This window comes from Neisseria sp. HMSC067G12 (assembly GCF_001812725.1).
Lineage (GTDB): Bacteria > Pseudomonadota > Gammaproteobacteria > Burkholderiales > Neisseriaceae > Neisseria > Neisseria perflava.
Window position 1 is genome coordinate 275,903 of sequence record NZ_KV810182.1, and the last position, 6,374, is coordinate 282,276.

6 protein-coding genes and 1 tRNA gene are annotated in these 6,374 nt (G+C 48.6%); 4 read left to right on the forward strand and 3 right to left on the reverse strand.

Translation table 11 applies throughout. The annotated features are described in order from the left end of the window. Positions 1-83 precede the first annotated feature (83 nt). From infC to HMPREF2871_RS01390, 3 genes are all read right to left on the reverse strand, one after another. The gene (gene infC, locus HMPREF2871_RS01380; protein WP_079453677.1) at positions 84-605 is read right to left on the reverse strand and encodes a translation initiation factor IF-3; all 522 of its coding nucleotides are present in this window, start codon (positions 603-605) and stop codon (positions 84-86) included. 17 nt (positions 606-622) lie between these two features. Then, positions 623-2,536 (reverse strand): threonine--tRNA ligase, encoded by a 1,914-nt coding sequence (gene thrS / locus HMPREF2871_RS01385; protein WP_049335607.1) that lies wholly within the window; start codon positions 2,534-2,536, stop codon positions 623-625. 52 nt (positions 2,537-2,588) lie between these two features. Then, positions 2,589-2,665, reverse strand: a tRNA-Val gene (locus tag HMPREF2871_RS01390). Between the two features lie 238 nt (positions 2,666-2,903). On the opposite strand from HMPREF2871_RS01390, the gene tgt reads away from it, so the two are divergent. From tgt to HMPREF2871_RS01410, 4 genes are all read left to right on the forward strand, one after another. Further along, positions 2,904-4,019 carry a tRNA guanosine(34) transglycosylase Tgt gene (tgt, locus tag HMPREF2871_RS01395; protein WP_003745960.1) on the forward strand — a complete coding sequence of 372 codons (1,116 nt, stop codon included), beginning with the start codon at positions 2,904-2,906 and terminating at the stop codon, positions 4,017-4,019. 85 nt (positions 4,020-4,104) lie between these two features. Further along, positions 4,105-5,115, forward strand: a complete 1,011-nt coding sequence (gene hemH / locus HMPREF2871_RS01400) for a ferrochelatase (RefSeq protein ID WP_049335522.1) — start codon at positions 4,105-4,107, stop codon at positions 5,113-5,115. A gap of 120 nt (positions 5,116-5,235) precedes the next feature. Next, the gene (locus HMPREF2871_RS01405; RefSeq protein WP_049335521.1) at positions 5,236-5,634 is read left to right on the forward strand and encodes a c-type cytochrome; all 399 of its coding nucleotides are present in this window, start codon (positions 5,236-5,238) and stop codon (positions 5,632-5,634) included. A 204-nt stretch (positions 5,635-5,838) separates the two neighbouring features. After that, positions 5,839-6,330: a disulfide bond formation protein B gene (locus HMPREF2871_RS01410; protein ID WP_049335519.1), complete on the forward strand. Its 492-nt coding sequence runs from the start codon at positions 5,839-5,841 to the stop codon at positions 6,328-6,330. The last annotated feature ends 44 nt before the right edge of the window (positions 6,331-6,374 follow it).

A 6,374-nucleotide genomic window follows, 5' to 3' on the forward strand; every position in this document is an offset into this window, starting at 1 on the left:
CTTGGAACCCAAAATACCACGGTTTTTGCCGCTAATTAAACCTTATTCCGAGCGGCAATCGAAATAAGCCTTGCATTATAGCTTTATTTCTTCTTAGGCGCAATCATCATCACCATTTGGCGGCCTTCCATTTTAGGGAAGGACTCGATTTGTGCCACTTCAGCCAACTCTTCTTTTACGCGTTCAAGCAGTTGGGCGCCCAATTGTTGGTGGGCCATCTCACGACCGCGGAAACGCAATGTCACTTTGACTTTGTCACCATCGGCAAGGAAGCGGTTGATGTTGCGCATCTTGATTTGATAGTCGCCTTCATCAGTACCCGGACGGAATTTAATTTCCTTGATTTGTACCTGCTTTTGGTTTTTCTTGGCTTCGTCGCGCTTCTTGGCTTGTTGGTATTTGTATTTACCGTAATCCATCAGTTTGCATACGGGCGGTTTGGCAGTCGGGGAAATTTCTACCAAATCGACATCTTGCTCTTCGGCCATAGCCAGAGCTTCACGAACTGAAACGACACCAAGCTGATCGCCTGACTCACTGATTAATCGCACTTCTTTGGCGGTAATTTCACCATTGATTCGTGCTTCGCGTTCTTGAGCGATGATGAATACTCCTATAAAAATTAATGATTGACGAGGGCGTCAGTGATTTCTTGCTGCAATTGCGCAATAAAATCATCGACATTCAAAGAACCCAAGTCTTCTGCTTTGCGGCGTACCGCAACTTTGTTTTCTTGTTTCTCTTTATCGCCGACAACGATTTGATAAGGGAAACGGTATTGGCTGTTGTCACGGATTTTGTAACCGATTTTTTCGTTACGCAAATCCAATTCGACACGGAAGCCTGCAGCCTGCAATTTGGCAGCCACTTCGCGACAATAATCTGTTTGGTTCTCGGTGATATTCATAATCACCATTTGAACCGGCGCAAGCCACAATGGGAATGAGCCTGCATGGTTTTCAATCAGAATACCGATGAAGCGCTCCAATGAACCCAAAATAGCACGGTGCAACATTACAGGACGCGCACGGTCGTTGTTTTCAGTTACATATTCGGCATTCAAACGCTCCGGCAATACGAAGTCCAACTGCAGGGTACCACACTGCCAAGAACGACCCAAAGCATCTTTAACATGATACTCAATCTTAGGACCGTAGAATGCGCCTTCGCCAGGCAGCTCTTCCCACTCTACGCCGCAAGCGGTCAATGCATCACGCAGACCTTGTTCGGCTTTATCCCAAACTTCGTCAGAACCTGCACGTTGTTCAGGGCGGAGTGACAGCTTCACGGCAACATCATGGAAGCCGAATTGTTTGTAAATGCGAACCAGCAATTCATTGAATGCGCGTGCTTCATCAACGATTTGATCTTCGGTACAGAAGATATGCGCATCATCTTGCACAAAACCGCGAACACGCATCAGACCATGTAACGCACCGCTTGGTTCATTACGATGGCAAGAACCAAACTCAGCCAAACGCATTGGTAAATCGCGATATGAGCGCAGGCCGTTATTAAAAATTTGTACATGACCCGGACAGTTCATCGGCTTAACCGCGTATTCGCGTTTTTCCGAACTGGTCACAAACATATTGTCTTTATAGTTTTCCCAGTGGCCAGATTTTCCCCAGAAGGTTTTATCCATAATCTGAGGCGTTTTCACCTCTTTATAACCGGCAGCATTCAACTCTTTGCGCATATGCTGCTCAATCACCTGCCACAAAGCCCAGCCTTTAGGATGCCAGAACACCATACCCGGCGCTTCATCTTGCAGGTGGAACAAATCCAATTGTTTACCCAGCTTACGGTGGTCGCGTTTTTCTGCTTCCTCGATGCGTTGGATATAGGCTTTCAATTCGTCTTTACTTGCCCAAGCCGTACCGTAAATACGTTGCAACATTTCATTATTGCTGTCGCCGCGCCAGTATGCGCCTGCCAGTTTGGTCAGCTTGAAGTTTTTCAAGAAACGGGTATTGGGAACGTGAGGACCGCGGCACATATCGACGTATTCCTGATGATGATACATACCCATTGCTTCCACTTCAGGCATGTCTTCAATCAGACGCAATTTGTACTCTTCGCCGCGATCTTGGAAAATTTTGATGGTTTCTGCACGGGGCGTCATCACTTTAATGACGTCATAGTCTTGTGCAATCAACTCTTTCATGCGCGCTTCGATGGCGGCCACATCATCAGGCGTAAATGGTTTTTCAGTTGCGATATCGTAATAGAATCCGTCTTCAATGACCGGGCCGATAACCATTTTGGCATCAGGGTAGAGCTGCTTGACCGCATGACCGACCAAGTGCGCGCAGGAGTGGCGGATAATTTCCACACCTTCTTTGTCTTTAGGCGTAATGATTTGAACGTGGGCATCTTCGGTAATCGGATCGCAAGCATCCACCAATTTGCCGTTAACCTTGCCCGCTACCGTTGCCTTTGCCAGACCTGCACCGATAGACGCTGCAATTTGCGCCACGGTAACGGGTGATTCATATTGGCGGACCGAACCGTCCGGCAAGGTAATGTTCAACATCAGAAAGCTCCAAAACATTAAAAAATAACGGCATAAAGCCGTTATGGAAATTTGGTAGGCACAATTGGACTCGAACCAACGACCCCCACCATGTCAAGGTGGTGCTCTAACCAACTGAGCTATGTGCCTTCATCTAAGGCGCTTATTGTAACGAAGCGTGTTCCCTTTTGCAAGCATCTGTAAATACTTTTCAGACGGCCTAGATAATTTTGTTTGATTTATGCCTCATTGTTTTATTTCTTCTATTATTCAGACCGTCTGAAGCATTGTTTTAGAGAAGATAAAATCCAGCCGTCAACCAGCGAAAAATCCTTTATAATCTGCCCTTTCATTTCGCACACACGCGAACATCCAATCTCTTATTATTATGCTCAAATTTACCTTACACAAAAAAGACGGTCATGCCCGACGCGGTACTTTGGAACTGAACCACGGCAAAATCGAAACGCCTGTATTTATGCCGGTCGGCACATATGGTTCGGTCAAAGCGATGAACCCGCAAAACCTGCATGACATCAAAGCACAAATCATCTTAGGCAACACTTACCATCTGTGGCTGCGCCCCGGTTTGGAAGTCATCGAACAATTCGGCGGCCTGCACGAATTTATCGGTTGGGATAAGCCGATTTTGACCGACTCAGGCGGCTTCCAAGTATTCTCGTTGTCCGACATGCGCAAGCTGACCGAAGAAGGCTGTACCTTCCAAAGCCCGATCAACGGCGACAAACTGTTCCTCTCGCCCGAAGTGTCGATGAAAATCCAAACTGTGTTGAATTCCGACATTGTGATGCAGTTAGACGAATGTACCCCTGGAGAAGCAACGCACAGCCAAGCGCAAAAATCGCTGCAAATGAGCCTGCGCTGGGCGGAACGAAGCAAAAAGGCTTTTGAAGACCTGAAAAACCCAAATGCGCTGTTTGGCATTGTACAAGGCGCGATGTATGAAGATTTGCGTGAAGAATCGCTGAAAGGTTTGGAAGAGCTCGACTTCCCCGGCTTGGCCATCGGCGGCTTGTCCGTTGGCGAACCTAAGCCCGAAATGTACCGCATGTTGCGCGCCGTCGGCCCTATCCTGCCGGAACACAAGCCACATTATTTGATGGGCGTCGGCACGCCTGAAGACTTGGTGTACGGCGTGGCACACGGCGTGGATATGTTCGACTGCGTCATGCCTACCCGCAATGCGCGTAACGGCTGGCTGTTTACCCGTTTTGGCGATTTGAAAATCAAAAACGCCAAACACAAACTCGACAAGCGTCCGATTGATGAAAGCTGCACCTGCTACGCCTGTCAGAATTTCAGCCGCTCCTACCTGCACCATCTGCACCGTGTCGGCGAAATCTTGGGCGCACAGCTCAACACCATCCACAATCTGCACTTCTACCAAGTCATCATGGCAGAAATGCGCGAAGCCATCGAACAAGGCAAATTTGCCGATTGGCAGGCGCAATTCCATGAAAACCGCGCCCGCGGTGTGGATTAATCCTTTAAAAGGTCGTCTGAAATCAGGTTTTAATTCAAACTGCTTTTCAGACGGCCTCAATATTCTTAATTAATAAAGCACAATCATGTCCCGTTTCCATACCGAACCTCCCTTAGCCTACACCGCACAAAACCGCACCGCCGTCCTGCTGCTCAACCTCGGCACGCCTGACGCGCCGACGGCTGCCGCAGTCAAGCCTTACTTGAAAGAATTTCTGTCCGATCAACGCGTTGTCGAACTGCCTAAACTTTTATGGCAACCGATATTGCGCGGCTTGGTATTGACTTTTCGCCCGAAAAAAAGCGCGCATGCCTATGAAAAAGTTTGGTTTAAAGAAGGTTCGCCGCTTGAGGTTTACACACACCGCCAAGCAGAAGCCCTAGCCAAACATTTGCCCGATGTCATCGTCCGTCATGCCATGACTTACGGCAATCCAAGCGTTGCCGATGTTTTGGCGGAACTCAAAGCCCAAGGCGTGGGCAAATTGCTGGTCATCCCGCTCTATCCGCAATATGCCGGCTCTTCTACTGGCGCGGCTTTGGATAAAGTGTTTCAAGAGTTATTGCTGCAACGCAACCAAATGAGCGTCCGCACTGTCTCCCGTTATTACGACGATGCCGCCTATATTCAAGCCATGAAGCAGCATATTGAAGCCTATTGGGCCCAAAACGGACGCGGTGAAAAACTGATGTTGAGTTTCCACGGTATTCCGCAAAAGCATCACGACGACGGCGACCCCTATCCTGACGAGTGCCACCATACTGCCAAACTGCTGGCGCAGGCATTGGGCTTGTCCGAACAAGAATACATCGTTTCTTTCCAAAGCCAGTTTGGCAAATCCCAATGGGTCAAGCCCAGCACGCAAGCCCTGTTTGATCAGCTACCGAAACAAGGCACAACCAAACTCGACGTATTCTGCCCCGGCTTCCTGGCCGACTGCCTCGAAACCATGGAAGAAATCGCCATTATGGGACGCGAACAATTCCACGCCGCAGGCGGCAAAGAATACCGTTACATCCCCTGCCTCAACGATTCCGCCGACTGGATTGCCGCACTTGCACAATTAAGTCGAGCCAATCTGCAAGGCTGGATTTGACTTAAACCAAAGGCCGTCTGAAAAATCCACTTTCAGACGGCCTTTAGCGTTATCATCAAGCTATTAAAACGCAAACCAAGCGTGTGGCCATCAAAAATACCACTCAAAAAGGAACACATCATGACTGCACTCCGCCCTATCCTGCTCCTTCTGACCGCACTCAGCCTCCCAACTGCTTTTGCCGCTGATGCCGCGTTGATGAGCAAAGGACAAAAAATTTACGAAACCAACTGCGCCGCCTGCCACGGGAAAAAAGGCGAAGGCCGGGGTGCCATGTTCCCGCCTTTATTCCAGTCCGACTATATTAATAAAAAACCGCAAGTGCTGTTGCAAAGCATGACCAAAGGCATCAACGGCCCGATTAAAGTAAACGGCAAATCCTACAACGGCTTTATGCCTTCTACCGCCATCAATGATGCCGATGTTGCCGCCGTTGCCACTTACATCATGAACGCCTTTAATAATGGCGGCGGTACGATTACTGAAACAGATGTCAAAAAATCTCACGGGAAAAAATAAAACGTCTCTCCCCTAAAGGCCGTCTGAATATTTCAGACGGCCTTTTCTGTACGACACATTTTTGTTTCTATATTTATGGTTACGTAACATCAACAAACATACGCAAAAAACCGTCAAACCGAAAAAAAGCATATGCGTTTTGTGTTAAAGTAAACATTATTTATCGGCTGTTTTGCGTCCAGGCCGTCTGAAAGGTTTTATGTCATGAACTTTTTCCGCAAGACTGTTTTATTTTTAGTCGTCCTCTCCATATTTGCCGCCTGCGGCTCCTTTATTTCCCAATACGTTTTGGGCATGAACCCGTGCGTATTGTGCATCCTGCAACGCTTGTGCGTATTGGCAGTCGGGCTGTTGGCCATTGTTACGGCATTCAGTTCTCAATCTTCCAAATTTGCCCGCTCGCTCTCGGCATTGTTGATTGCCACTCCGGCCGTTTACGGCGCCGGTGTCGCCGCCTATCAAATTTGGCTGCAAAGCCTGCCGCCCGGCACCGCCCCTTCTTGCGGCGCACCTTGGACCTTCCGCCTGCGCGACTGGCCTTTGTTCGATTGGTTTGAACCTATCGTCCGCGGCTTTGGCAACTGCGCCGAGCCGGACTATCTATTCGGCGTCGCCCTACCGGTGTGGAGTATTTTGTATTTCAGCTTCGTGGTATTGCTGCTGCTTTGGGCTTGGTTGAAAACCAGAAAAATCTGATTGGTTTCGATATAAAAAGGCCGTCTGAAATTTCAGACGGCCTT

Bases quoted from the DNA above. Each gene is read 5' to 3' on its own strand.
- thrS (WP_049335607.1), bottom strand. From the start codon at position 2,536: ATGTTGAACATTACCTTGCCGGACGGTTCGGTCCGCCAATATGAATCA.
- tgt (WP_003745960.1), top strand. From the start codon at position 2,904: ATGCTCAAATTTACCTTACACAAAAAAGACGGTCATGCCCGACGCGGT.
- hemH (WP_049335522.1), top strand. From the start codon at position 4,105: ATGTCCCGTTTCCATACCGAACCTCCCTTAGCCTACACCGCACAAAAC.
- HMPREF2871_RS01405 (WP_049335521.1), top strand. From the start codon at position 5,236: ATGACTGCACTCCGCCCTATCCTGCTCCTTCTGACCGCACTCAGCCTC.
- HMPREF2871_RS01410 (WP_049335519.1), top strand. From the start codon at position 5,839: ATGAACTTTTTCCGCAAGACTGTTTTATTTTTAGTCGTCCTCTCCATA.